General features: G+C 65.2%; 28 protein-coding genes. 11 read left to right on the top strand and 17 right to left on the bottom strand.

What is annotated here, in order from left to right:
- Nucleotides 1–87: 87 nt before the first annotated feature.
- Both MYCSM_RS12110 and pgsA read right to left on the bottom strand, forming a co-directional pair.
- Nucleotides 88–576, bottom strand: coding sequence for a CinA family protein (locus MYCSM_RS12110; RefSeq protein WP_015306442.1), 489 nt, complete (start codon nucleotides 574–576; stop codon nucleotides 88–90).
- A complete protein-coding gene (pgsA, locus tag MYCSM_RS12105; protein ID WP_015306441.1) occupies nucleotides 554–1,150 on the bottom strand; it encodes a CDP-diacylglycerol--glycerol-3-phosphate 3-phosphatidyltransferase in 597 nt (198 codons plus the stop codon). Before pgsA ends, MYCSM_RS12110 begins: the two co-directional genes overlap by 23 nt.
- Before the next feature lie 150 nt (nucleotides 1,151–1,300).
- Here pgsA and MYCSM_RS12100 point away from each other — a divergent pair, with 150 nt between their 5' ends.
- Together MYCSM_RS12100 and MYCSM_RS12095 are read left to right on the top strand one after the other, a co-directional pair.
- Entirely contained in the window at nucleotides 1,301–1,801 is a 501-nt protein-coding gene (locus MYCSM_RS12100) for an amino-acid N-acetyltransferase (RefSeq protein WP_198345076.1), read from the top strand.
- A gap of 17 nt (nucleotides 1,802–1,818) precedes the next feature.
- Nucleotides 1,819–2,067: a hypothetical protein gene (locus MYCSM_RS12095; protein WP_041311915.1), complete on the top strand. Its 249-nt coding sequence runs from the start codon at nucleotides 1,819–1,821 to the stop codon at nucleotides 2,065–2,067.
- Here the strand turns inward: MYCSM_RS12095 and MYCSM_RS12090 are convergent.
- Complete coding sequence (locus MYCSM_RS12090) at nucleotides 2,064–4,547, bottom strand: FtsK/SpoIIIE family DNA translocase (protein ID WP_015306438.1); 2,484 nt, start codon at nucleotides 4,545–4,547, stop codon at nucleotides 2,064–2,066. The two genes, MYCSM_RS12095 and MYCSM_RS12090, sit on opposite strands and share 4 nt — an antisense overlap.
- A 98-nt stretch (nucleotides 4,548–4,645) precedes the next feature.
- On the opposite strand from MYCSM_RS12090, the gene MYCSM_RS12085 reads away from it, so the two are divergent.
- The 4 genes from MYCSM_RS12085 to MYCSM_RS12070 all read left to right on the top strand — a co-directional run bounded on the left by MYCSM_RS12085 (nucleotide 4,646) and on the right by MYCSM_RS12070 (nucleotide 7,171).
- Nucleotides 4,646–5,095, top strand: coding sequence for a DUF2834 domain-containing protein (locus MYCSM_RS12085; protein ID WP_015306437.1), 450 nt, complete (start codon nucleotides 4,646–4,648; stop codon nucleotides 5,093–5,095).
- Nucleotides 5,096–5,163: 68 nt separating this feature from the next.
- A complete protein-coding gene (locus tag MYCSM_RS12080; RefSeq protein ID WP_015306436.1) occupies nucleotides 5,164–5,478 on the top strand; it encodes a putative quinol monooxygenase in 315 nt (104 codons plus the stop codon).
- Nucleotides 5,478–6,296, top strand: coding sequence for a mycofactocin-coupled SDR family oxidoreductase (locus MYCSM_RS12075; RefSeq protein WP_015306435.1), 819 nt, complete (start codon nucleotides 5,478–5,480; stop codon nucleotides 6,294–6,296). Before MYCSM_RS12080 ends, MYCSM_RS12075 begins: the two co-directional genes overlap by 1 nt.
- A 2-nt stretch (nucleotides 6,297–6,298) precedes the next feature.
- Nucleotides 6,299–7,171 (top strand): SAM-dependent methyltransferase, encoded by an 873-nt coding sequence (locus MYCSM_RS12070; protein ID WP_015306434.1) that lies wholly within the window; start codon nucleotides 6,299–6,301, stop codon nucleotides 7,169–7,171.
- 196 nt (nucleotides 7,172–7,367) lie between these two features.
- Here the strand turns inward: MYCSM_RS12070 and MYCSM_RS12065 are convergent, their stop codons facing one another.
- From MYCSM_RS12065 to MYCSM_RS12050, 4 genes are read right to left on the bottom strand one after another with little or no spacing between them, the layout of a single operon-like run.
- Nucleotides 7,368–9,044 (bottom strand): ribonuclease J, encoded by a 1,677-nt coding sequence (locus MYCSM_RS12065; protein WP_015306433.1) that lies wholly within the window; start codon nucleotides 9,042–9,044, stop codon nucleotides 7,368–7,370.
- Entirely contained in the window at nucleotides 9,044–9,946 is a 903-nt protein-coding gene (dapA, locus tag MYCSM_RS12060; protein ID WP_015306432.1) for a 4-hydroxy-tetrahydrodipicolinate synthase, read from the bottom strand. The genes MYCSM_RS12065 and dapA overlap by 1 nt, the downstream gene beginning before the upstream one ends.
- 57 nt (nucleotides 9,947–10,003) lie before the next feature.
- Nucleotides 10,004–10,756, bottom strand: coding sequence for an FAD-dependent thymidylate synthase (gene thyX, locus MYCSM_RS12055; RefSeq protein ID WP_015306431.1), 753 nt, complete (start codon nucleotides 10,754–10,756; stop codon nucleotides 10,004–10,006).
- 35 nt (nucleotides 10,757–10,791) lie between these two features.
- Nucleotides 10,792–11,559, bottom strand: coding sequence for a FadR/GntR family transcriptional regulator (locus MYCSM_RS12050; protein WP_015306430.1), 768 nt, complete (start codon nucleotides 11,557–11,559; stop codon nucleotides 10,792–10,794).
- Nucleotides 11,560–11,625: 66 nt separating this feature from the next.
- Between MYCSM_RS12050 and MYCSM_RS12045 the strand changes: the two genes are divergently transcribed.
- The gene (locus MYCSM_RS12045) at nucleotides 11,626–12,537 is read left to right on the top strand and encodes a proline iminopeptidase-family hydrolase (protein WP_015306429.1); all 912 of its coding nucleotides are present in this window, start codon (nucleotides 11,626–11,628) and stop codon (nucleotides 12,535–12,537) included.
- A 28-nt stretch (nucleotides 12,538–12,565) separates the two neighbouring features.
- Nucleotides 12,566–13,975 (top strand): APC family permease, encoded by a 1,410-nt coding sequence (locus tag MYCSM_RS12040; RefSeq protein WP_015306428.1) that lies wholly within the window; start codon nucleotides 12,566–12,568, stop codon nucleotides 13,973–13,975.
- Nucleotides 13,976–14,124: 149 nt separating this feature from the next.
- On the opposite strand, the gene MYCSM_RS12035 is transcribed toward MYCSM_RS12040, so the two are convergent.
- From MYCSM_RS12035 to MYCSM_RS12025, 3 genes are read right to left on the bottom strand one after another with little or no spacing between them, the layout of a single operon-like run.
- Nucleotides 14,125–15,333, bottom strand: a complete 1,209-nt coding sequence (locus MYCSM_RS12035) for a winged helix-turn-helix domain-containing protein (protein ID WP_041313868.1) — start codon at nucleotides 15,331–15,333, stop codon at nucleotides 14,125–14,127.
- Nucleotides 15,334–15,367: 34 nt separating this feature from the next.
- Entirely contained in the window at nucleotides 15,368–15,859 is a 492-nt protein-coding gene (locus MYCSM_RS12030; protein WP_015306426.1) for a dihydrofolate reductase, read from the bottom strand.
- Nucleotides 15,860–15,884: 25 nt separating this feature from the next.
- Entirely contained in the window at nucleotides 15,885–16,685 is an 801-nt protein-coding gene (locus MYCSM_RS12025) for a thymidylate synthase (RefSeq protein ID WP_015306425.1), read from the bottom strand.
- Between the two features lie 43 nt (nucleotides 16,686–16,728).
- Here MYCSM_RS12025 and MYCSM_RS12020 point away from each other — a divergent pair, with 43 nt between their 5' ends.
- Complete coding sequence (locus MYCSM_RS12020) at nucleotides 16,729–17,469, top strand: dienelactone hydrolase family protein (protein WP_015306424.1); 741 nt, start codon at nucleotides 16,729–16,731, stop codon at nucleotides 17,467–17,469.
- A gap of 44 nt (nucleotides 17,470–17,513) precedes the next feature.
- Nucleotides 17,514–18,551, top strand: a complete 1,038-nt coding sequence (locus MYCSM_RS12015) for a winged helix DNA-binding domain-containing protein (RefSeq protein WP_157681318.1) — start codon at nucleotides 17,514–17,516, stop codon at nucleotides 18,549–18,551.
- Here MYCSM_RS12015 and MYCSM_RS12010 read toward each other — a convergent pair.
- The 7 genes from MYCSM_RS12010 to MYCSM_RS11980 form a co-directional block, all read right to left on the bottom strand.
- A complete protein-coding gene (locus tag MYCSM_RS12010) occupies nucleotides 18,541–18,999 on the bottom strand; it encodes a hypothetical protein (RefSeq protein WP_015306422.1) in 459 nt (152 codons plus the stop codon). The genes MYCSM_RS12015 and MYCSM_RS12010 overlap by 11 nt on opposite strands.
- Nucleotides 19,000–19,009: 10 nt before the next feature.
- Nucleotides 19,010–19,654 (bottom strand): phosphate signaling complex protein PhoU, encoded by a 645-nt coding sequence (gene phoU / locus MYCSM_RS12005; RefSeq protein WP_015306421.1) that lies wholly within the window; start codon nucleotides 19,652–19,654, stop codon nucleotides 19,010–19,012.
- Nucleotides 19,655–19,663: 9 nt separating this feature from the next.
- Nucleotides 19,664–19,924, bottom strand: coding sequence for a hypothetical protein (locus tag MYCSM_RS12000; protein ID WP_015306420.1), 261 nt, complete (start codon nucleotides 19,922–19,924; stop codon nucleotides 19,664–19,666).
- Nucleotides 19,925–20,084: 160 nt separating this feature from the next.
- Nucleotides 20,085–20,540, bottom strand: a complete 456-nt coding sequence (locus tag MYCSM_RS11995; protein ID WP_015306419.1) for a flavodoxin family protein — start codon at nucleotides 20,538–20,540, stop codon at nucleotides 20,085–20,087.
- Nucleotides 20,537–20,953 carry a hypothetical protein gene (locus tag MYCSM_RS11990; RefSeq protein WP_051073895.1) on the bottom strand — a complete coding sequence of 139 codons (417 nt, stop codon included), beginning with the start codon at nucleotides 20,951–20,953 and terminating at the stop codon, nucleotides 20,537–20,539. Before MYCSM_RS11990 ends, MYCSM_RS11995 begins: the two co-directional genes overlap by 4 nt.
- A gap of 47 nt (nucleotides 20,954–21,000) precedes the next feature.
- Nucleotides 21,001–21,738, bottom strand: a complete 738-nt coding sequence (gene dapB, locus MYCSM_RS11985) for a 4-hydroxy-tetrahydrodipicolinate reductase (RefSeq protein WP_015306417.1) — start codon at nucleotides 21,736–21,738, stop codon at nucleotides 21,001–21,003.
- Between the two features lie 64 nt (nucleotides 21,739–21,802).
- Nucleotides 21,803–22,318 (bottom strand): Lrp/AsnC family transcriptional regulator, encoded by a 516-nt coding sequence (locus MYCSM_RS11980; protein ID WP_015306416.1) that lies wholly within the window; start codon nucleotides 22,316–22,318, stop codon nucleotides 21,803–21,805.
- Nucleotides 22,319–22,411: 93 nt separating this feature from the next.
- Between MYCSM_RS11980 and ald the strand changes: the two genes are divergently transcribed.
- Nucleotides 22,412–23,527, top strand: a complete 1,116-nt coding sequence (ald, locus tag MYCSM_RS11975) for an alanine dehydrogenase (protein WP_015306415.1) — start codon at nucleotides 22,412–22,414, stop codon at nucleotides 23,525–23,527.
- Nucleotides 23,528–24,337: the final 810 nt, after the last annotated feature.

Raw genomic sequence — 24,337 nt, 5'->3', positions numbered from 1 at the left:
GCGCTCATCGTGGGCTCCTTCCCCGATTGGGCGTTGATTATTAGGGCAACGCTGCACGGCGCCGTGTTGGTTCCCGGATGGCTCAGATCACTGTGCTTCCACAAGAGCCCGCAACCGAGCGACGGCCTCATTCACGGCGGCGACCCGGATTTCCCAGCGAGAACCGGGCAGAGCCAGCTCGACGACCTCGGTGTCCACCGGCCCGGCGAGGCCGAGGAAAACGGTGCCCACCGGATGGCCGCCGTGCGGCTCTGGACCTGCCACCCCGGTCAGCCCGACGCCCCAGGTTGCCGCGCACCGCTGCCTGGCTCCGACGGCCATGGCACGCGCCGTCGGGGCGGCGACCGGTCCGACCGCATCCAACAGCTGGGGCGCTACCCCTGCCAACGCGATCTTGGTGTCCTCGATGTAGGTGATCAGGCCACCGCGCAGCACCACGCTGGCGCCGGCCACCCCGGCCAGGGTGGCGGCGAGCAGCCCAGCGGTCAGCGATTCGGCGGTCGCAACGCTCTGCCTGCGGATGGTCAGGTCGGCGACCAGCGCGCGAGCATCCTCAGTGACCAGCGGGTCGTCCACGCGAATCCCTGATCGCCGAAACGATGTAGTCGACGCCGGTGAGCACCGTCAGTGCCACTGCGGCCCACATCACCACCCATGCGCCGGTCAGCCAATGCCCCGAGAGCGGCAGCACGAAGAGGCCGATCGCGACGGCCTGGACGAGGGTCTTCAGTTTGCCGCCGCGGCTGGCCGGGATGACACCGTGGCGCAACACCGCGAAACGCAGGACAGTGATGCCGATCTCACGAACCATGATCACCACGGTCACCCACCACGGAACGTCGCCGAGCATCGACAACCCGATCAGCGCCGCTCCGATGAGCGCTTTGTCGGCGATCGGGTCGGCCAGCTTGCCGAACTCCGTCACCATCCCGTAGCTGCGGGCCAACGCGCCGTCGAATCGGTCGGTGATCACCGCGACCGCGAAGACGACGAATGCGGCTATCCGCCAAAATGTTTCATGACCGTCGCCGACGAACAGCAAGACGAGGAAAACCGGCACCAACACCATTCGCACGCCGGTGAGCATGTTGGCGATGTTCGCGACGCGGGCGCGCGGAACCACCGGATCGATATCTGGCTGCCCCGACACCGCAACAGAATATCGGTTGAGCAAACCGATACCCTCGCACGTGTGAGCACAGTGTCCGATGATTCCTCGCCCGAGGGCTCGTCGGTGTCCGATCCCTCCTTGCCCGAGGGCTCGTCGGTGTCCGATGCCTCCTCGCCCGAGGGCTCGTCGGTGTCCGAGCGGATTGTCGTCCGGCGTGCCCGCACGTCCGACGTTCCGGCCATGAAAGAGCTCGTCGACATCTACTCCGGCAAGATCCTGCTCGAGAAGAATCTTGTCACGCTCTACGAGGCGGTCCAGGAGTTCTGGATTGCCGAAGCCGACGGTGAACTGATCGGCTGCGGCGCGCTGCACGTGCTGTGGTCGGACCTCGGCGAGATCCGCACCATCGCGGTACACCCGAAGGTTAGGGGTCAGGGGGTCGGCCACGCGATCGTCGACCGATTGCTGGACGTCGCCAGAGAACTACACCTCGAGCGGATCTTCGTGCTCACCTTCGAAGTCGAATTCTTCTCCCGGCACGGCTTCGAGGAGATCGAGGGCACACCGGTCACCGCAGAGGTCTACGAGGAGATGTGCCGCTCCTACGACACGGGCGTCGCGGAGTTCTTGGACCTGTCCTACGTCAAGCCCAACATCCTCGGAAATACCCGAATGCTGTTGACGCTCTGACGCGTACCGTTACCGGTGTGCGGCGTCCGTTGGTTGTTTGCGTCGCGGCTTCAATGGCTGCGGCGGGACTGATCGCGTCGGCGCCCGCGCAAGCCGGTCCACCGCAATGCGGCAACGGTCCCATCGTGATGGACGGATGCACCGCTCCGGGAGACTGCACCGCCGTGATCGACAATCAGTGCGTCGGGCTCCAGCCGCCGCTGCTGCCGCCGCCACCGGATGTGCGGGTCGGCCTGCAAGGGGACATCGGCGTCGGCATGGGCTAGTCGGCCTCGTCCGCGTCGTCGCCGCCGTTGGCGTCGGAGCCGCCACGGATCAGCGCCAGCGTGCCCGCCAGTTCGTCGGGCTTGACCAACACCTCACGCGCCTTGGAGCCCTCGCTGGGCCCGACGATGTTGCGGGTCTCCATCAGGTCCATCAACCGGCCCGCCTTGGCGAAACCGACCCGCAGCTTGCGCTGCAGCATCGACGTCGAGCCGAACTGGCTGGACACCACCAACTCCACGGCTTGTAGGAACACGTCCATGTCGTCGCCGATATCAGGGTCGACGTCGGTGCGCTCGCTGTTGGTCTTCGCCTTGGTGACGCCCTCGGTGTATTCGGGCTCGGCCTGCGCCTTGGTGGCGTCGACGACGGCGTGGATCTCCTCGTCGGTGATGTACGCGCCCTGCAGACGCAGGGGCTTGTTCGCGCCCATCGGCAGGAACAGCCCGTCGCCCATGCCGATGAGCTTCTCGGCGCCCTGCTGGTCCAGGATGACGCGGCTGTCGGTCAGCGATGACGTCGCGAACGCCAGCCGCGACGGCACGTTGGTCTTGATCAGGCCAGTGACGACGTCGACCGATGGCCGCTGGGTGGCCAGCACCAGATGGATGCCCGCCGCACGCGCCTTTTGGGTGATCCGCACGATGGCGTCCTCGACGTCACGCGGCGCGGTCATCATCAGGTCGGCCAGCTCGTCGACGATCGCGACGATGTAGGGATACGGCTTGTACTCCCGCTGGCTGCCCAGGGGCGCGGTGATCTCGCCGGAGCGCACCTTCTTGTTGAAGTCGTCGATGTGACGCACGCGCGACGCCTGCATGTCCTGGTAGCGCTGCTCCATCTCCTCGACGAGCCACGCCAATGCCGCCGCGGCCTTCTTCGGCTGCGTGATGATCGGCGTGATCAAGTGCGGAATGCCTTCATACGGCGTGAGTTCCACCATCTTCGGGTCGATCAGGATCATCCTGACCTCTTCCGGGGTGGCACGCGCCAGCAGCGACACCAGCATGGAGTTGACGAAGCTGGACTTGCCCGAACCCGTTGAGCCAGCCACCAGAAGGTGCGGCATCTTGGCGAGGTTGGCCGAAATGTATTCGCCCTCAATGTCTTTGCCGAGGCCGATCACCAGCGGATGGTGATCGCTACGGGTGCCAGGGTCGGTGAGCACGTCGGCCAGCCGCACCATTTCGCGGTCGACGTTGGGAACCTCGATGCCGACCGCAGACTTACCGGGGATCGGTGCCAGCATGCGCACGCTCTCGGTCGCCACCGCGTAGGCGATATTGCGTTGCAGCGCAGTGATTTTCTCGACCTTGACCCCGGGGCCGAGCTCGACCTCGTAACGGGTGACGGTCGGCCCGCGGGTGCAACCGGTGACGGCGGCGTTCACCTTGAACTGCTCGAGCACCTCGGTGATGGCCTCGATCATCCGATCGTTGCCGGCGCTGCGGCGCATCGGCGGGTCACCGGCGATCAGCAGATCCAGCGACGGCAGCGTGTACGGCCCGTCGACCACCCGGTCCATGACGATGGCCTGCTTCTTGGCCGGCTTCTTCTTGCGGGTCTTGGCCGTCGGCTCCGGAACCGTTGGCGCCTCGTCGTCGATCGGATAGTTCTCCATCGGCGTGCCGCTCGGCCAGGCCTGCGGCTCGTCTTCCGTATACGAGGCCGGGTCGTCGTAGTAGCCGTCCGAGAAGTCTTCCGGCTGTTGATCGCTGGTCGGCCCTTCGTCGTCGTAGTAGTTCTCGTCGTAGACCTCACCGCGGAATGCGCGCGCGGAGAACATCCGCTGCAGCGTCGCGGGCACTTCGCGGATCGTCGTGCCGGTCACCAGCAGCAGACCGAACAGCACACCGATGAACAGCAGCGGCGCGGCGATCCACGCAGTAAGCCCATCGGACAGCGGACCACCGATGGCGAAGCCCAGAAATCCTGCGGCGTGTTGGCGCTCGACAGGGTTCATCGGTGCACCCGCCCACAAATGCCACAAGCCGAGGAACGGCAGCGTGATCATCGCTGCGCCGAGGATGAGCCGCGGCCGGGCGTCGGGGTCCGGTTCGGTACGCATCAATACGACGGCGATCGCGCCTAAGACGATCGGAACGAGGACGACGGCCGAGCCGATCAGGACGCGAAGGAAGGTGTCGATCCACGCGCCGACGGGACGCGCGGCGTCGAACCACGAGCTGGCGGCGATCACCACGGCGATGCCCAGGAGCGCCAGCGCGATGCCGTCGCGGCGATGGCCGGGCTCGAGGTCGCGGGCGCGGCCGACGGACCGGGCGGTCGAACCCGCCCCCTTGGCCACCATCAACCAGCCGGCGCGGACGCCGCGGCCGACGGTCGCGCCCGCCGACGAAACGGCCGACGGATTGCGCCGCGGCGCCGGCTTGCGGCGGGCTGCCGGGCGGGCCCCACCTCTTGAGCCGGCCTTTGACCTGCTCGAACGGCCACCGGAGCGGGCGGCGGTCTTACTTGGCATGCCTCCCAGCCTAGTCGCACCAGCCCCGTATTCACCATGTGCCACACGGGTCACAGAAACGTATCAATTCGGGCGCCCGCGGGCTCTACCGTGCCGAAATGACCACAACCGAGCCGGAAACGGTCCTTCCCACGTCAAGCAAGGTTCTCTGCGCCGCTTACGGCGTAATTGCCATCGCTGCCCTGATCGCCACCTGGAGTCAGAACATCGCGTATCTCGACACTCCCTCGGGGCTGGGCGGCTTCTGGACAGACACCAAGGTCAACCCAGCGTCCAGGTCGATCACCGTCGACATCGTCCTGTTTTCGATCGCCGCGGCAATACTGATGGTGATCGAAGCCAGACAACACGGCGTGAGGTTCGTCTGGCTCTACATCGCCGGCGGGCTGTTGATCGCAATCAGCGTGACGTTCCCGTTGTTCCTGATCGCGCGCGAGGTTCGCGTCGGCCGCAAGCAGCCCACCCGCCTGGGTCCCGTCGACACGACGGCGCTCATCCTGGCCGCGGCGGCCGCGGCGGCGTTTGTCGTCTGGGTCGACATCGGCTGACCGATGCGAAACCCGCTAGGTAGGCTAGGCAACCGTCCAGCACGTACTCAGCGAGGAGTCCCCTGCCCATGCCCATCACTGTCGTCGCCACCATGAAAGCCAAGCCCGAGTCGGTGGATGCGGTCCGCGACGCCTGCAAGCAAGCCATTGAGGCGGTGCACTCCGAGCCTGGCTGCGACCTGTACTCGCTGCACGAGGCGGACGGAACCTTCGTTTTCGTCGAACAGTGGGCCGATGCGGACGCGCTGAAGACCCACAGCACCGCGCCTGCGGTCGGCGCACTGTTCGGAACGGTCGGCGATCTGCTCGAAGGCGCACCGGACATCAAGATGCTGCAACCTGTCGTCGCAGGCGATCCGGCCAAGGGCCAGCTGCGCCCGTAATGTCTTCGCTCGCAGGCAAAGTCGCGTTCATCACCGGCGCCGCCCGCGGTCAGGGCCGCGCCGAGGCGCTGCGGTTGGCCTCCGACGGAGCGAATATCATCGCTGTCGACATTTGCGACCAGATCGCGTCGGTGCCCTATCCGATGGCCACTGCCGACGACCTGGCCGCCACGGTCAAGCTCGTCGAGGACACCGGTGCGCGAATCGTCGCGCGGGAGGCCGATGTTCGCGACCAAGCGTCGTTGACCTCTGCGGTGCAAGATGGGTTGGACGAGTTGGGCCGACTCGACATCGTCGTCGCGAACGCCGGAATCGCGCCGATGGAGTCGGGTGCAGAGGGTTGGCGGGATGTCATCGACGTCAACCTCACCGGCGTACACAACACGGTCGAGGCGACGATGCCGCGTCTGGTCGAACAACGTGAGGGCGGATCAATCGTGCTGATCAGCTCTGCTGCAGGCCTGGTCGGGATCGGCGGCGGCGACCCCGGCTCGCTGGGCTACACGGCCGCGAAGCACGGTGTGGTCGGGCTGATGCGGGCGTATGCCAATCACCTTGCACCCCACAGCATTCGAGTGAACTCGATTCACCCCAGCGGCGTTCTGACACCGATGATCGACAATGACCACACCCGGCAGTGGCTTTCCAACATGCTCGCCCAGTCAGAACGACCACCGGACATGGGCAACGCAATGCCGGTGCAGGTGCTCGATCCGGAAGACATCGCGGCCGCGGTCGCCTGGCTGGTTTCTGACGAGGCCCGCTACGTCACCGGCGTGACGTTGCCGGTCGACGCGGGTTACGCCAACAAACGCTGACCATGGCGCAAAATCCTGCTGCGCAGACCGCCTTCGGCCCGATGGTGCAGGTGGCCATCGAGCAGTACGAGCCTGCCGAACGCCGCTTGGTCGATGACGATCTCGCGCTGTCGATCTTGCCCGCCGGCCAACGCGCGTTGGTTCGTGCGATGCGGTGGAAGCCGCTGCGCCGCATGACAATATCTCTCGGTGAGCGGGCCGTGCCGGGATCGTGGTCGCTCATCACGTGCCGCAAACGCTATATCGACGACAAGCTCGAGGAGGACCTCGGGAACATCGAGGCTGTCGTCATTCTGGGTGCGGGCATGGACACCAGGGCATACCACCCGGCTCGACGGTCCGACCTCCCCGTCTTCGAAGTGGACTTGCCGGTCAACATCGACCGTAAGCGGGTTGCGGTGCAGCGCGCGGTCGGAGGGGCGCCCGCCTCGGTTCACCTGGTGCCCGTGGACTTTGAGCACGACGATCTGATGAGCACGCTGACAGCAAATGGCTACCGCGCCGGCGCACGAACGTTCTTCATCTGGGAAGGCGTGACGCAGTATCTGACCGAGGGCGCGGTCAGGGCGACGCTCGTCGCATTGCAGGACGCCCCGGCCGGCAGCCGGCTGGCGTTCACGTATGTGCGCAGGGACTTCATCGAGGGCACAAACATGTACGACGCCGCGATCCTCTACAAGCGCTTCCGTCAGCGGCAGCAGGTCTGGCATTTCGGGCTGGATCCCGACGAGGTTTCAGGCTTCATCGCGCAGTACGGCTGGCGGCTCATTGAGCAAGCCGGACCGGATTACTTTTTGCGCCACTACATTCGGCCGACGGGCCGCTCTCTAGCCGCATCCCAGCTCGAGTGGTCGGGGTACGCGGAGAAGGCCTAGCCCCTAGCCCCCAGCCCGCCGAGCAAGAAGTAGCGAACGACGCCTATTCGGCCTGCTCATGTGGTTGATCGGCACGACGGCGAATCGTGAAAACCCGCGGCGTGCCAGGACGCGTGGATGCACGCGGCCCACAGCGATTGCGACGTCAACGTCCCGCTCGTGATTCCTGGGAGGAAATCATGTTCGCCGGCCAGCGTCAGATCTCGATGACTGTCGGCACGATCATCGGCTGTCGGCGGTAGGTATCGCCCACCCACTTGCCGACGACGCGACGCACCGCCTGGGCAATGCGCGTCACTTCGGTGATGTTCTCGGAGGCAAGGAATTCCAGCTCTTCCTCGACTTTGCGTGCCACCGGTTCCAGCGCCTTCGGGTCCTCGGAGAAGCCCCGCGAGTGCAGATGCGCGGGGGCGACCGGCTTGCCGGTGCCGCGCTGCACCACGACCGTCACCGCGATGAAACCTGAAGAGAGAACGAGGCGTTCGCCCAGCGTCGCATCGCCGACATCGCCGGTGATCAACCCGTCGACGAACATCTTCCCGGTCGTCACCGCACCCGCGATGCTCGCCCTGCCCGCGACGAGGTCGACGCTGACACCGTTCTCCGCCAACATGATCGCCTCCGTTGCGACACCGGTCCGCTCGGCCAACTTGGCGTTCGCCCGCATCATCCGCCACGTGCCGTGCACGGGCATCACATTGCGCGGTCGCACCGCGTTGTACAGGAATAGCAGTTCGCCGGCATAGGCATGACCCGAAACATGGATCCGCACTTGGGCATTAGTGACGACGCGGACCCCGATCTTGGCCAGCGAATCCAACACACCGTAGATCGCCTCCTCGTTACCCGGGATTTGCGACGACGACATGATGATCAGGTCGCCAGACGTCAGCGTGATGCTGCGATGCTCGCCACGCGACATCCGCGATAACGCGGCCATCGGCTCACCCTGCGTGCCCGTGGTGACCAGCGTGACCCGCTCCGGCGCCATCATTTCCGCCGCGCCGATGTCGATCACGTCGTCATCTGCTACCCGCAGGTACCCCAACTCCTTGGCGATTCCCATGTTGCGCACCATCGACCGGCCCACGAACGACACCTTGCGGCCCAGCGTTACCGACGCATCGATGATCTGTTGCACGCGGGCTACATTGGAGGCGAAGCAAGCCACGATGACCCGTCCCTCGGCGCCGCGAATCAGCCGATGCATGTTCGGCCCGATCTCGCTTTCCGACGGCCCTACGCCGGGGATCTCGGAATTCGTTGAGTCGCAAAGGAACAAGTCGACTCCGGCATCACCCAACCGAGACATTCCCGGCAGGTCGGTCGGTTTGTCGTCCAGCGGCAGCTGGTCGAGCTTGATGTCACCGGTGTGCAGCACTGTGCCAGCACCGGTGTGAATCGCGATTGCCAAGCACCCGGGGATCGAGTGGTTGACGTGAAAATATTCGCACTCGAACACGCCGTGCTGAGAGCTCTGCCCCTCATCCACCTCGACGAACACCGGCTTGATCCGGTGTTCCCTGCACTTCTCTGCCACCAGCGCGAGCGTGAACTTCGAGCCGACCACCGGGATGTCGCCACGCAGCTTGAGCAGGAACGGAATCGCGCCGATGTGGTCCTCGTGTGCATGTGTCAGCACCAGCGCCTCGACGTCGTCGAGGCGGTCCTCGACGTGCCGAAGGTCGGGCAGGATCAGGTCGACGCCGGGCTCGTCGTGGGTCGGGAACAATACGCCGCAGTCGACGATCAACAACCGGCCGAGATGCTCGAAAACCGTCATGTTGCGGCCGATTTCGCTCACTCCGCCCAGCGCGGTAACCCGCAGACCACCTGGGGCCAATGGCCCCGGCGGTTTGAGTTCTTCGTTCACTACCGCAGCACCGCGGCGGCACGCATATCGGCGGCCAGCTCTTCGATCTGGTCGGCGGTGGCCGGAATCTGAGGTAATCGTGGATCGCCGACCTCGATACCCTGCAGGCGCAGTCCCGCCTTGGCCAAGGTGACCCCACCGAGCCTGGCCTGTGCGCCGCTGAGTGGGCCGAGGGTGACATTGATCTTGCGCGCCGTGGCAACGTCTCCAGAGTTGAACGCAGACAACATGTCTCGCAGGTGTCCGGCCGCCAGGTGCCCCCAGACACTGATAAAGCCGACGGCGCCCATCGCCAGCCACGGCAGATTCAGCGCGTCATCACCGGAGTAATACGCGAGCCCGGTCTCGGCGATGATCTGCCCGCCGCCGTGCAGATCGCCCTTCGCGTCCTTGACGGCCACGATGTTCGGATGCTCGGCCAGCGTGCGGATGGTGTCCCACTCGATTGCGATCATCGACCGCGGCGGGATGTCGTACAGAATGACCGGCAACTCGGTGGCATCGGCCACCGTTGTGAAGTGCGCAAGCAACCCGGCCTGCGGCGGGCGCGAGTAGTACGGCGTCACGACCAGCAGGCCGTGCGCACCCTCGGCCGCGCATGCCTTCGCGAGATGAACGGTGTGCGCGGTGTCGTAACTGCCCGCCCCTGCGACGATCCGTGCCCGGTCACCGACGGCCTCCAGCACCGTGCGCAGCAGCGTCAGCTTCTCGTCGTCGGTGGTGGTCGGCGACTCCCCCGTGGTGCCGAACAGCACGAGGCCGTCACAGCCAGCGTCGACAAGATGGGTGGCGAGGTGGGCCGCGGCGTCGGTGTCCAGCGACCCGTCGGGCTTGAAGGGAGTGACCATAGCGGTTAGCACGGTGCCCAAACGGGCGGTGACGTCGAATCCGCTGGTACTCACGGGGCACAGATTACCCGCTGGACCTCACGGTTCCGTAGCTATATACCCCCGGCGCCGTCAGGCCTCGGTCGCCAGCGGCGACGTTGCCACCTCAGTCCCGTCCGCCAGCGTGGAGACCTCGAAGTCGGAGAAAACCTGCGGTGCGACATCGATGAGCTGGCGCAAGCACTCGATCGCCAGCCTGCGGATCTCGACATCGGCATGCTCGCTGGCCCGCATCGCGATGAAATGCCGCCAGGCCCGGTAGTTTCCGGTCACCACGATGCGCGTTTCGGTCGCATTGGGCAAGACAGCGCGAGCCGCCTGCCGCGCCTGCTTGCGCCGCAGCACCGCGTTGGGCTGGTCGGCGAATTTCGCCTCCAGCCGGGACAGCAACTCGGTGTAGGTCGCCCGGCTGGCGTCGGCCGCTGCGGTGAAGATGTCCTGCAGCTCCTTGTCGTCCTCCATGCCGGGTGGCACTACCACCTGCGCATCGTGCTCAGGCACAAACCGCTGCGACAGCTGTGAATATGAGAAGTGGCGATGACGGATCAGCTCGTGCGTGCACGACCGCGAGATGCCGGTGATGTAGAAGGTCACCGATGCGTGTTCGAGCACCGAGAAGTGGCCGACATCGATGATGTGACGCAGGTACGCGGCGTTCGTCGCCGTCTTCGGATTCGGCTTCGACCAGCTCTGATAGCACGCGCGTCCGGCGAACTCCACCAGCGCAGGGCCGCCGTCGGCGTCGGTGCTCCACGGCACGTCCGGCGGCGCCAAGAACTCGGTCTTGGCGATCAGTTGCACGCGCAGCGGCGCGGTCTCAGCCACGGGCACACCCTAACGTGGCCTTTGCCGAGGTGGATTCAGTCGGTCAGCGCGCCGGCGCGGCGCATGGCCGTGGTGATGAGCTCGAAGTCGATCGCGCCGTGGTGGCGCGCCAGCTCGTCGGCGTCGTCCCCTCGGCCGTCGGCGATCGCCTGCACCAACTGCTCGTGTTCATGGAGAGCACGTAATTCCATGGTGCGCATGGTCGTTGGTTCACCCCACAGGTGGGCGGGTGAGCCGATGCTCACCGTTGCCTTGAGATCGAGCAGGAGCTGCTTGAGGACGTCGTTGTGGGCGGCGTCCATGATCGCGAGGTGAAATCGACTGTCGGCCTGCTGCGCTTCCAGGCCGCTCTCGGCTGTTCGGTACGCCTCGAATCTCGCTCGCAATACAGATACGTCGTCGTCGGATCGGGATTCGGCGGCGGCGCGACAAACCGTGCCCTGCAGTCGGCAAAGCGCGTCGCAGCGGTCGCGCAGGTCGTCGAGCCGCCCCCGCAGCGTGCGGCCCACCACATCGGTGGACGACTCCGGCCACTGGTCGAGCACATACGATCCGCCGCCGCGGCCCCGGCGCGTTTCCAGCAGGCCCCGCTCAACGAGCCGCGCCAGCGCAGCCCGCACCGTCATGCGGCCCGCCCCCAGCGAGGCGGCGAGATCGCGTTCGACCGGCAGCCGCGCACCGGGCAGGTACTCACCGATCGCGATCGCGGTGACCAGCCGGTCGGTGATCTCGTCCACCCGGGACGAGGTGTCTAACTGCTGGTGCAGCAGCCCCGGCGAAGCGGGTGCACCGTTGTGCGCCATGCCCAAAATGTTAAATCTCGGTCAATGGTCTTGTCATGAGACCTTTACGGGTTCATTCTGAGCGCCATGACTTCTACGACCAGGCCGGTGCCGTTCCGTGGCCACGAAACCTGGGTGCAGATCACCGCGCCCGACGACGCGCGCAGCGGTGCCCTTCCCCTGTTCGTCCTGCATGGCGGCCCGGGCATGGCGCACAACTACGTGCGAAACATCGCTGAGCTCGCAGCGGAGACCGGCCGCACAGTCATCCATTACGACCAGATCGGCTGCGGCAACAGCACCCACCTGCCGGACGCCCCAGCTGATTTCTGGACCCCCGAACTGTTCGTCGACGAGTTCCATACCGTGCGCGAAGCGCTGGGCATCGACGAGTACCACCTTCTCGGCCAGTCGTGGGGCGGCATGCTCAGCGCAGAGATCGCGGTGCGGCAGCCGCCCGGGCTCGCCTCTGTGTCGATCTGCAACTCCCCCGCCTCGATGGAGCTTTGGATGGCCGGCTGCGCGGAGTTGCGCGCACAGCTGCCCTCGGAAACGCAGGCCGCGTTGGACCGTCACGAGAAGGCGGATACCGTCACCGATCCCGAGTACCTGGAGGCGACCAACGAGTTTTACCGCCGCCACCTGTGCCGGGTCGAACCCATGCCGCAGGATCTGATCGACACCATCACGCAGATGGAGGCGGAGCCGACGGTTTACCACACCATGAACGGCCCCAACGAGTTCTACGTCTGGGGCACACTGCGTGGCTGGAGCATCATCGACCGACTGTCCAAGGTCACGGCGCCGACGTTGGTGATCGCCGGTGAGTTCGACGAGGCGACCCCCGCGGCCTGGCAGCCCTACGTCGATCACATCGCCGGCGCAGTCAGCCACGTATTTCCCGACACCAGCCACTGCTCGCATCTCGAAAAGCCCGAGGAGTTTCGCGCTGTCGTCGCCGACTTCCTCGCCAACCACGACGCAGTAGCCCGCGTCTAGCCACCCCTCCAATCTCGATAGGACGCTCATGGACGGTCAGCGCACGCTCGAATCCTTCGGCTACAAGCAGGAATTGCACCGCTCGGTGGCAACCGTCGACCTGCTCGTCTACGGGCTGATCTTCATGGTGCCGATCGCGCCTTGGACGATCTTCGGCGTTGTGTACAACAGTGCCGGGGGCATGGTGCCGCTGGTCTATCTCATCGGCTTGGTCGCCATGGTGTTCACGGCGATGGCGTACGCGCAGATGGCGAAATCCTTCCCGCTGGCAGGCTCGGTCTTCTCGTATGTCGGCCGCGGAATCCATCCCGGCGCAGGCTTTTTCGCTGGCTGGGCCATCCTGCTGGACTACCTGCTGATCCCGACGCTGCTGTACGTGTTGGCCGCTGAATCGATGATCGGGTTGTTCCCCGGCACGCCGAGATGGATGTGGGCGCTGGTATTCGTCGCCGTCAACACCGTGATCAACTTGCTCGGTGTCGACTCGCTGAAGATCGCCAACCGGCTGTTCCTGGCGCTCGAACTGGTCTTCTTGGCGATCTTCGTGGTGATCGCGGTGCGTGCCATCAACGGCAACTCGCTGCCCAACGTGCACTGGAGCACCACGCCGATCTGGAACCCCGACACCGTCAGTGCGCCGTTGATTGCCGCAGCGTTGTCGATCGCGGTCCTGAGTTTCCTTGGCTTTGACGGCATTTCGACGCTCGCCGAGGAGTCCACCGGCGAGAAGAACCCGGCGGGCAAGGCGATGATCGGGGCGCTGTTCATCGTGGCGTTCCTGTTCATCGGTCAGACGTGGCTGGCCAGCCTGCTGGCAGGTGGGCGTGAGTCGTTCAGCGACGACGAGGCAGGCAACGCGTTCTTCAAACTGGTCGAGGCTGCGTCGAGCACCGGCTGGATGAATGCGTTCTTCGTCGTCAACGTGCTGGCCGTCGGTTTCGCCAACGCGATGGCCGCGCAGGCCGCGACCAGCCGGCTGCTGTACTCGATGAGCCGTGACCGCCAGCTGCCAAGCTTCCTGTCGAAGGTCAGCTCCCGTCAGGTGCCGATGGCCGCGATCCTGGTGGTCAGCGCAATCAGCGTGGTGCTCGTGCTGTTCTTCGTCGGCCAGATCGCGTTGATCTCGTCGCTGGTGAATTTCGGTGCGCTGTTTGCCTTCTGCCTGTTGCACGTGTCGGTCGTCTGGTATTACATCGGGCGCAAGAAGTCGAAGAACTACCTGCTGCACCTCGTAGTGCCGACGCTCGGCTTTCTGATCATCGGGTACGTGCTGTTCAACGCGGATTACCTCGCGAAGATCGGCGGCCTCGTGTGGCTGGCCGTCGGCACGGTGGTGTTCATCGTCAACAAGGTGCGCGGCCGCGGCGTGCCGGACCTTAGCGACGAGCGCACGGTGCGTGGCGAAGGCATTACGCCGGCGGTTCAGAACCAGGGTTAGCTTGGGGCGGCATGCGTTTGGGCAACGACGCGGCGAGCTCCTCGCGGTTGGCCGTGACCGCCGCGACCAGCTCTCGCGGGCGACGCGATTCTTGCCGACCCCTGCCGCGCCGCATATCACAATTCCTGACGAACCCTCTGAACAGTCCTCTAGCTGGTCAGCCGCCTCAGATCCTTAGTCAGCTCCCCGTTCTTCCCAATCGTGACGTCGGATAGCCCAAGCCAATTCGCCATCGTGCGTAATTCTTCAACCATGGAGGCGGCAACCCGCGACTTGTCTTGCCCATCCTCGGAGAACGCCCCCACGACATGCAGCCTGTCCTCGGTGCGCTCCGCCTTGAGGTCGACGCGGCCGACGAGTTGTCCGTCGAGCAGGAAAGGCCATACGTAGTAACCGAATTGGCGCTTGGGCTTTGGCACATAGATTTCGATGCGGTAGTGGAAATCGAACAGCCGCTCCACCCGTGGCCGAAAGAAGATCAACGGATCGAACGGGCACAACAGCGCCGTGCCGCGATCTCGTCGCGGAATGGTTTGGCCCGCAGGCAAATACGCAGGCGCTGTCCAGCCGACGACCTCGACCGGCTCCAACTCCCCGTCCGCCACGAGCTTGGCGATCGCGGGCTTCGACCGATTCGGAGACAACCGGAAATAGTCGCGGATATAGGCCTCCGTTCCGACACCGAGCGCCGCGGCCGCCCTTAGCGTGAGCTCGCGGACTGCTTTCTCCTCATCAACTTCTCGGGCCAACACTTCGGGTGGCAGCACGTTCTCGACAAGGTCGTAGTGGCGAGCGAACCCGACACGCGTCTCGGTCGTCAGCACTCCGGAGGCGAACAGCGCCTCGGTCACCCACTTGGTGTCACTGCGATCCCACCACGGCCCCTTGCGGCCACGCTGTTCGGCGCCTATATGCGCCTCAATCTGGCCGGCAGTCGACGGCCCGAGTTCCTTCACCGCGGCGATGATGTCGTCGGCGAGCCGCGGATTCTTCTTGACGTTTCCCCACCGGCCGCGGGTGTACTCACGCATCCGCCAGCGCAGCAACGGCCAGTCGTCGACCGCCATCAAGGCGGCTTCGTGCGCCCAGTACTCGACCAGCAGCCGCGGTGAGCGCGCCGAGTGGCTCCACGCGGCACGATCCAGCACATCGCGGTCGTACGGGCCGAGCCGGCTGAACACCGGCGCATAGTGGGCGCGCACTGCCACCGACACCGAATCCAGCTGCAGCACCTGAATGCGCGCCATGAGCCGCCGCAGGTGTGCACGGGTGACTGGGCCCCGTGGCTTCGGCTCCGCGAACCCCTGCGCGGCGACAGCGATGCGGCGCGCCTGGGCGCCCGTCAGAGTCGGCGGCATCTCGTCATCGTGCAGCACACCACCGACAAGCGCCTTACCGGCGTTGCCTCAAATAGCTGTCGAACCGATAACGCAACCCGGAGCTGCTGGTGAGCCAGTCTCCACTGGTCCCGAGCCAGCTTTCGTCGAGCACCGGCGCGACTGCATCGGTGTCTTGCCGCCGCAAGTCGATCTCGACCTCGGTGACTTCACACCGCGTCGCAATCGGCAGTGCCAGCGCGTAAATCTGCGCGCCGCCGATCACCCACGTGTCGTCGCCGGTGAGCGCGTCGTCGAATGACGGGACGACCTGAGCGCCCTCGGCCGGGTAACCGGCCTGCCGCGTGACGACGACGTTTCGGCGCCCCGGCAGTGGCCGCACCTTGGCTGGCAGCGATTCCCACGTCAGCCTGCCCATCACGACGGTGTGGCCCATGGTGAGGTCTTTGAAGCGCGCCTGGTCCTCGGGCAGCCGCCAGGGGATGCCGCCGTCGCGGCCGATGACACCAGAGGTGGACTGGGCCCAGATCAGGCCGACAGTCGTCATCGACGTTCGGCACTGCAAGCAGGACTCATACGGCGACGGGGGCCTTGATCGCCGGATGCGGATCGTAGTTGACGATGGCGACGTCGTCAAAGATGTAGTCGAAGATCGAATCACGCGGCGCCAGAACCAGTTTCGGATATGGCCGGGGGTTGCGCGATAGCTGCTCGGTGACCTGCTCGACGTGGTTGTCGTAGATGTGGCAGTCACCGCCGGTCCAGATGAAGTCGCCGACTCCTAGCCCCGCCTGCGCGGCCATCATGTGGGTGAGTAGCGCGTAGCTGGCGATGTTGAACGGCACGCCGAGGAACAGATCGGCGCTGCGCTGATACAGCTGACACGACAGCCGTCCGTCGGCGACATAGAACTGGAAGAACGCGTGGCAGGGCGGCAACGCCATCTGCGGGATCTCGCCGACGTTCCAGGCCGAGACGATGTTGCGTCGCGAGTCGGGATCGGTCTTCAGCAGCTCGAGCGCCGCACTGATCTGATCGATGTGCTCACCCGACGGCGTGGGCCACGACCGCCACTGCACACCGTAGACCGGGCCCAGATCGCCTGTCTCCGAAGCCCATTCGTCCCAGATCGAGACGCCACGCTCCTGCAGCCACCGCACGTTGGAGTCGCCGCGCAGAAACCACAGCAGCTCGTAGATCACCGATTTGGTATGCACCTTTTTGGTGGTGATCAGCGGGAAGCCGGCGGTCAGGTCGTAGCGCATCTGGTGGCCGAACAGGCTGCGGGTGCCGGTGCCGGTGCGGTCCGATTTCGGCGTACCGCTGTCGAGCACCAACCGCAGCAGATCCTCATACGGCGTTGCTATCGGCACGCCGCTCAGCTTACGTCCGGAGACGACGAGTACAACGGATGCCATGCCGAGTATCTCCGCGACCGTCACCACGCCCGACGGCACCTGTCCCGTGACCCTGCACACCCCCAACGGCACCGGCCCCTGGTCGGCGGTCGTGATGTACCCCGACGCCGGCGGTGTCCGGCAGACGTTCCAGGAGATGGCGGCCAGGCTGGCCGGCTTCGGCCACGCCGTGTTGCTGCCCGACGTGTACTACCGCAGCGGCGACTGGGAGCCGTTCGACATGCAGACCGTGTTCGGCGACCCCGAGCAGCGCAAGCGCCTGATGACGATGGTCGGCAGCGTCACGCCCGACATGATCGCCTCGGACGCGACGGCGTTCTTCGACTTCCTCGCGTCGCGGCCCGAGGTCAAGGGTGACGCATTCGGCGTCTGCGGCTATTGCATGGGCGGCCGGACGTCGGTCATCGTCGCAGGCCGAGTGCCCGACCGGGTGGCGGCCGCGGGATCGTTTCACGGCGGCGGCCTGGTCACCGACGACGCGGCCAGCCCGCATCTGCTCGCCGACCAGATGAAGGCGACGGTTTACGTCGCGGGCGCCGAGAACGACGGCTCGTTCACCCCCGAGCAGGCCGAGACCCTGGACAAGGCTCTGACCGCCGCGAACGTCACGCACACAGTCGAGTTCTACCCCGCTGCGCACGGTTTCGCGGTGCCCGATAACCCGCCGTATGACGAAGACGCCGCCGAGCGGCACTGGATCGCGTTGCAGGAGCTATTCGGGTCCGCACTGCCGAATTGAGGGTTTCGCGGCGGGCGCTGAACCGAGCCACACTCGCTCGTCAAATGCTGTTGCAGCGCTCATCGATGGGCGCGCTGGACGCGATCGAGCACTTGGTCGGCATGCAGGCGCAGGCGCCGTTCGCGCCCTACTACGGGTTGTGGAGCCGACTGGACGGCTTCACCGGCGAGCAGCTGTCCGACCTGCTCACCACGCGAAAGGCCGTTCGGATCGTGCTGATGCGCGGCACCATCCACCTCGTCACCGCGAAGGACTGTCACCGGCTGCGCCCGTTGGTCCAGCCTGCACTGGATCGGATGCTGCGCGGCAACACCACACACGGCAAGGCGCTGGCGGCGGTCGATCTTTCGGCGGTCGTCGACGCGGCGGAACGGCTTCTGGATGCCGAGCAGCTGACGCCCGGCGAGGTGGGAGCCCGGCTCGCCGAAAAGTGGCCGGACACACCACCCGGGTCGCTGGCGGAAGCCGCTCGTAGCAAGTTGCCGTTGGTACAGGTTCCGCCGCGGGCGTTGTGGCAACGCAGCGGGCAGGTCCGGCTGACCACCGCGACCGCCTGGCTTGGGAAGCCGCGAGGCAAGCTCCCGACGATTGACGACCTGTTGATGCGGTATCTGGCGGCTTTCGGCCCAGCGAGCGCCGCTGACGTGCAGACGTGGAGCGGCCTCACCCGGCTGGGTGAGGTTCTCGAGCGGATGAAGGTGGTCCAACTGAAAAGCGAAGGCGGACAGACTCTTTATGACGTCCCAAATGCGCCACGGCCCGATCCTGACGTACCGGCACCGGTGCGACTCGTCGCCCCATTCGACAACATCTTGCTTTCACACGCCGATCGCACGCGGGTGATCTCGGACGATCACCGCAAGCGATTGTTCGCAGGCAAGAACGGGGTGTTCCCCGGCACGGTGCTGGTCGACGGATTCGTCTCGGGCACATGGGAACTCGTCGGAAAAGGCGAGGAGACGAGCCTACGGGTTCAGCCGTACCGTCGTCTCGATGTCGCGGAGGAAGTCATTCGCGAGGGAAATCGATTGCTGCAGTTGGCGTTTGGGGTAACCCAGCCGCGGGTCGACGTTATTCGTTAGTGCCGTTTCGGTGCATGAATTTGCCGAACGCCCGCAGTAGCCCGCGCCCCGCGTAGACGCCTGCGACCACGGACACGACGATCATCACGATGAACATCACCAGCCAGTTGGCTCGGCTGTGGCTGACATTCCACCAGACAATCGTGAATAGGATGGCGCATAAGAACACCACAATGTCGCGCCAATTTCCGGTGTACGACATCGCGGCGATTCGGAGTTCGCGGCTACGCTCGTCCGCCTTGACGAGATCGTCGATCCGCCGATCGATGCTGGCCTTCAGCCGGGCCTTCAATTCGGCCCGATCGTCGGGAATCCGCTCGAGCAAGTCCATGTCCTTGGCGATCATTCCGCGGATGTCCGGCGGCCTCAGATTACCGGCGGCCACACCCAACAAGGCGCCCCCTGCGATCGGTGCTGCGCCCAAAGCGATTTCAGCGATACCGGGCATGTTCCCTCCGTCATTCCGTCGGCCGGCCGGTGGCCTGGAAGATGACCCGGCGCCCGATCGCGACGGCGTGGTCGGCGAACCGTTCGTAGTAGCGGCTAAGCAAGGTCACGTCGACCGCGGCGGCGACACCGTGTTTCCACTCCCGGTCCATCAGCACCGAAAACAGGTGCCGGTGCAGATTGTCCATGTCGTCATCGTCATCATCGAGTTGTGCCGCTCGGTCTGGATCGCCGGACTCCACAACGTCTTTGACGCCGTTACCGATGTCGACGGCGATCCGACCCATTTCGGTGAAGTAGCCGTTGACCTCCTCGGGCAACGCTTTGGAGGGGTGGCGGCGGCGGGTGAGCTTGGCGACGTGCAGCGCAAGGGCCCCCATCCGATCGACATCGGCGAGGTTTGACAGCGAACTGATGACGAGGCGCAGATCGCCCGCAACCGGGGCCTGCAGGGCGAGAAGCGTGATCGCCGCCTCTTCGGTCTTCTTGATCCGTAACGTGAACGCCTCGTGGTCGGCGAGCACCTCTTCGGCCAGCACGAGGTCCGCCTGCAGCAGGGCCTGGGTAGCGCGCTCCATCGCCGCTCCGGCCAACCCGCAGAGTTCGGCGATATCGGCGGTCAGGGCATGTAGCTGCTCTTGAAAAGCCGTTCGCATAGGGTCACATTATTGCGTGGACAGTTTCCGCAGCCGCGCGGACAGCCGCTTTGCCTCATCGAGTTGCTCCCGCAACCGCAGCAGCCGAGCCGGCGTATCGACATCCTGGTGGCTGCGGCCGCGTCGGTCATCCCACTGTTTCTCCGCCTTGCGTACCTGGGCACGCAGTGTCGCGACTTCGGCGGACAGGATGTCGGCGAATAGCGCAGCCTGCGCGATGTCGCAAGCGCCCATCGCGCGGCGCTTGGTGTGTACGGCGTTGTCCCCCATCGATCATGCCTAACCGAAAGTTGTCTGCCTGACCAGAGAATTAACCGGACGTGCCGGCATCATGGACGCTGGCTCACTGACGATACCGCCAGGTGTGCAGGACCATCATCAGAATTGTCGCCATGACAAGCGCGAGCCAATTCAGCATCGGGTCCCCCGGTCACTCCATCAGCTGAGCGGCGACGGTGGCGCCGAGTTCCCAACAGGATTCAAGGTCGTCCTTGCTCGGCTTGCCCGACACCACCACGTACTCAGCGGCTTTCACCCAACCTAGCCCGGTCGTGATCGCGGTGACGCCCGTTTCCGCCCCCTCGGTGCCCTCGTTGCCGTGCAGGTACAGGCCGAACGGTCGCCCCCGCGTCGCGTCGAGGCATGGGTAGTAACAGACATCGAAAGCGTGCTTGAGCGCTCCGCTCATGTAACCGAGGTTCGCCGGGGAGCCCAGCAGATAACCGTCAGCCTCCAGCACGTCGGTCGGTGAAACGGTGAGAGCGGGACGCCGCACCACTTCGACGCCCTCGATCTCCGGGTCGGTGGCGCCGGCCAGCACCGCCTCGAACATCTCCTGCATGAACGGCGACGGAGTGTGGTGGACGATCAGCAGCGTCTTGGTCATTCGTGCTCCTGCATGTCCACGGCCCTGCGCATCGTCTCGCGGGCGCGGCCGCGGTCGCCCGCATAGTCGTAGGCGCGGGCCAGCCGGTACCACCGCCGCCAGTTATCGGGATCGGCTTCCAGCTCGTCGCGGACGGTCGCGAACAGCGCGTCGGCGGCGTCGCGTTCGATCCGACCAGAGGGCATCCGCGGCAAGGAACTGACGTCGAGCTCCATCCCTTCTTCCTTGGCAAGGCGGGCCAGCCGCTGATGGGCGAGGCCTGCTCTCAACGTGCTGACCATCACCCAGATCCCGATCAACGGCAGGCCCATCAGCGCAAGGCCGAGGCCGATGGCGGCGGCCCGGCCGGAGGTGATGAACGCCATCGCGATGCGGCCGAGCATGACGAAATAGACGATCAGGGCCACGCACATGAAGCCGATCACCAGCTGGATACGCAGTGCGCGGGCCCCGTCGGATTTCACGTCAGGTCGAGGAAGGGCTCGAGACCGACTGTGAGGCCGGGGTGTTCGCCGACCGCTCGCACGGCCAGCAGCACACCCGGCACGAACGAGGTGCGGTCCAGGCTGTCGTGCCGGATCGTCAGGGTCTCCCCTTGCGTACCGAAGAGCACTTCCTGATGAGCCACCAGCCCGGCGAGCCGCACGGAGTGGACCGGGATGCCGTCGACATCGGCGCCGCGCGCGCCGTCGATGCCGGTACTGGTCGCGTCCGGGTTGGGCGGCAGGCCTTTTCGCGCCTGCGCGATGAGGCGGGCGGTGCGGCCCGCCGTACCCGACGGCGCATCGGCCTTCTGCGGGTGGTGCAGTTCGATGACTTCAGCAGACTCGAAGAAGCGGGCCGCCTGCTGGGCGAAATGCATTGACAGCACCGCGCCGATGGCGAAGTTCGGGGCGATGAGCACCGCAACGTCGGACTTGTCTTTGAGCCAACTGTTGACCTGGCTCAGACGTTCGTCGGTGAATCCGGTGGTGCCGACCACGGCGTGAATTCCGTTGTCGATCAGGAACTTCAAGTTGTCCATCACGACGTCGGGGTGTGTGAAGTCGATGACGACCTCGGTCTGGCTGTCAGAGAACAGGCTCAACGGATCGCCCGCGTCGACCCCGCTAGTGAAGGTGAGATCGTCAGCGGCCTCGACCGCTGCAACCATAGTCGCGCCGACCTTGCCTTTGGCGCCAAGTACTCCGACTCGCATGGGCCCACCCTAGCTTCGGTGGCTGGGGGACGGCGTCGGGTCCCGGCTGAACTAGCGGTCGGCCCTAGAGCGGTGACGCCCCGCGGAGATGTTCGAAGATCAGCGACGTCTGCGTGCCGGCCACGTCGGCATCGGCGTTGAGGTTTTCCACCACGAACGCGCGAAGGTCGTCGGTGTCACGTGCGGCGACATGAAGGATGAAGTCGTCCGCGCCCGCGAGGAAGTACACATCCATCACCTGCGGTCGGGAGCGGATTTGCTGTATGAAGTTGCGAATCTTGCCGCGGGCGTTGGATTGCAGGCTCACCGAGATCATCGCTTGCAGCGTGAGTCCGATAGCGGCGGGATCGATGTCGGCGTAAAAGCCACGAATCACGCCGACCTCCTGCAGTCGACGCACCCTGCCGTGACACGTCGACGGGGCGATGCCGATCAGATCGGCCAGCGCGCTGTTGGACACCCGCGCATCGGCATGCAGTGCGGTCAGGATGCGGCGGTCGACGTCGTCGATCTCGACCGGCCGAACATCCTTCGACGACCGCACCGGGGCCGCCACGGTTTTCGTCAATCCTTCGGGCATATCCTCAGTCTACCGTGGTGTCTTCGGAGTGATTGCCATTACACCGAAAGTTCTTCACACTTTGGGTAGTAAACACGTCTTTTAGGAGCCGTCATGCGCGTCGGAATCCCGACCGAGATCAAGAACAACGAATACCGCGTCGCCATCACCCCCGCTGGTGTCGCCGAGCTGGTTCACCGCGGCCACGAGGTGATCATCCAGTCGGGCGCCGGTGAAGGTTCGGCCATCACCGATGCCGACTTCAAGCGGGCGGGCGCGCAGCTGATCACCAGCGCCGACCAGGTGTGGGAAGAAGCCGACCTGCTACTCAAGGTCAAGGAGCCGATCGAGGCCGAGTACTCCCGGCTGCGCAAGGGCCAGACCTTGTTCACCTACTTGCATCTGGCGGCGTCCAGGCCGTGCACCGACGCTCTGCTCGCATCCGGCACCACGTCGATCGCCTACGAAACGGTGCAGACCGCCGACGGTGCCCTGCCGCTGCTCGCACCGATGAGTGAGGTCGCCGGCCGACTTTCGGCTCAGGTCGGCGCCTACCACCTGATGCGCACCCAGGGCGGTCGCGGCGTCCTGATGGGCGGCGTCCCCGGCGTCGCCCCGGCCAAGGTCGTGGTCATCGGCGGTGGCATGGCCGGCGACAACGCCGCCGCCGTGGCATGGGGTATGGGCGCGCACGTCACCGTGTTCGACCTCAACGTCAACACACTGCGCAAGATCGACGCCGAGTACGGCGGCGCCATCGAGACCCGCTACTCGTCGAGCCTCGATCTGGAAGATGCGGTCAAGCAAGCCGACCTGGTGATCGGCGCAGTTCTGGTACCCGGCGCCAAGGCACCCAAGCTGGTGACGAATTCGACTGTCGCGCAGATGAAGTCGGGCGCGGTGCTGGTCGACATCGCCATCGACCAGGGCGGCTGCTTCGAGGATTCACGGCCCACCACCCACGACGAACCGACGTTCGCCGTGCACGACACGCTTTTCTACTGCGTGGCCAACATGCCGGGCGCAGTGCCTCGCACGTCGACCTATGCGCTGACCAACGCCACGATGCCGTATGTGCTGAAGCTGGCCGACAAGGGCTGGCAGGCCGCCTGCCAGGCCGATGCAGCGCTTGCCAAGGGCCTCTCTACGCACGAAGGGGCGCTGCTCTCCGAGCAGGTGGCCACCGACCTCGACATTCCGTTCACGGACCCAGCAGCTGTCCTGGCCTAACGCTTACCACCCCCGCGAACCCGGCGCGCCGCAATTGAGCGGTGCCCGGGTTTGCTGCTGTATGGGGATCGCCGGCGACAACCGTAGGGAATCGCCCGATTCCCACGCCCGCGGATTGCCATAGCGTCATCTCCTGTACCAAGAGGAGACAGGATGAACCAGGTGACGGTCCGAATCGTGCACATTCAGCAAATTGCTCTGCACGATAATTTCGCGGCCGTCTCGCATTCGGCTGGATCATCCCAATTCCGGGATTTCGATCCCACTATTGGGAATAAATCCTGCAGTTTGCCACGTCATCATGCCGACGCGGGGCGATCATGATGACATTACTGACGTTCGGTGGGTATTTGCTGCCTCCGGCGGCTGAGAAGTCGACACGATGTCGAACCAAAACTGCACTACTCGTGTGAATCTGACGCCAGAGGGCATACGGTCTTAGCACGCAGGAACAGCGCCGGGGGTAAAATCCCACGGCAGAGAAGGAAAAGCAGGGCATCTGACCGCCGCCACGGCTCACGAAGAGCCAGCGCCTCAGGTGCCACGGGAGACCGGTCGCCCGGCCGCGAGGGGTTGCCGGGCGACCAGGTCGCCGAGGCTCAGTGATGTTGCTCAAATCGACGATCTCGGTGCGTGGCGGGCGGCTACGGCCAGAAATTCACCCGCACGGCATAAACCGGTCGCTCCTCGAACCCCATGACATTCGGCGCCTCGTGAATGACAGCCATTGCGGAGACCGCTGACCCGCATTTCGTTGAATGGATAAAGACCTAATTGCTATGGCAAATATTGTACGGCGCCGCCGACGTC

The organism is Mycobacterium sp. JS623 (assembly GCF_000328565.1).
Taxonomy (GTDB): domain Bacteria; phylum Actinomycetota; class Actinomycetes; order Mycobacteriales; family Mycobacteriaceae; genus Mycobacterium.
Note: the sequence above shows the minus strand (reverse complement) of the source record. Positions and strands in the feature narration are given on the sequence as shown.